Annotated in this window: 1 protein-coding gene; it reads right to left on the reverse strand. The window is 48.7% G+C overall.

Annotated elements, in window-relative coordinates:
- Positions 1-19 precede the first annotated feature (19 nt).
- Positions 20-1,096 (reverse strand): IS1634 family transposase (locus tag L1N85_RS25420; RefSeq protein WP_235241819.1); only part of this gene is annotated, 1,077 nt, incomplete at its 5' end.

A 1,096-nucleotide genomic window follows, 5' to 3' on the forward strand; every position in this document is an offset into this window, starting at 1 on the left:
AACCTGCATTCCCGCCAACTCATAACGAGGACGGCGGGGTGACTCCCAGCTTTTGAAACAGCTCGCGCTGTTTTTCGGTGATTTCACCGATTCGCAGATCGCGCCCCGGACGCTCGAAACATTCGATGCAGTCCAACTGATCCAAGACGCTTTGCATGGTATACGTTCCAAAAAGCTGTTGCTCTTTCATTACCTTTTTCATGTGGGACAAATAAATGAGTGCCAGAAATTGGACAAACAGTTTACCGTCTAAGGCCTGCTCGGAAGAGACCAGCATGCGACGTGCACTGAGACGTTCCTTCAGGTTCCCAAATGCTTTCTCCACCAGATCTTTGTTTCGGTATAGGCTCAGCGCTTCCTCCGGATCCTTGATCTCGTTGCTAATCAACGCGAAGTAACCGTAATTCTTCTTCGCTTCTTCAATTGCCGTTTGCTTCGCTGTCACCTTTTTTCCCCGCATCGGTGTTTCCGAAACTTCAAAATATTTCTCATACGCTTTGGCATGCTCTTGCTTCCGTTTGCCCTCTTGCAATTCTTTCTGCCAAGCGAGCAGTCTGCGTGTCAGGCGCAGCTCATCCTCGGCCGCCTTTTCCCCGTTGTAGTACAAGTGAAGGTACAGTCTTCTCTCGGCACGAATTACGTCTCCTTTGTACGGGCGCTCCTGCGTATAATTCCATTTGATGGGAACGCAGAGCGCGAACACATCGTAAGCTTCCAGGTAATTCGTCCACGTTCGAATCGAAGTTCGGTGTTGATCAAGATGCTCTTTGACATAAGCCAAAGACAGCTTGACTCCTATCAAAAATTTATAGTGATCTTTGTATAAGCTGTTGATGTTCGCCGCGCTGTAAAATCCACGGTCCATGACCAGATGAACCTTGCGCAAACTCAGAAATTCCATGTCTGCCAGCACGTTCTTCACAGTCTGCACATCACTGATGTTGCCGGCGAGCTTGCGGTAGTAGAACGGCAAATTCGATTCCTGACCAAACAACAGCGCCAGATTGAATTGCGGCAAGCCGTCCTGCTCTTTGTTCATCCCATACTTCACTTGCTGCAGGCCTTCTGAATAGCTAGAAATGGAGGTCGTATCATA

This window comes from Paenibacillus alkaliterrae, assembly GCF_021532375.1.
GTDB lineage: Bacteria > Bacillota > Bacilli > Paenibacillales > Paenibacillaceae > Pristimantibacillus > Pristimantibacillus alkaliterrae.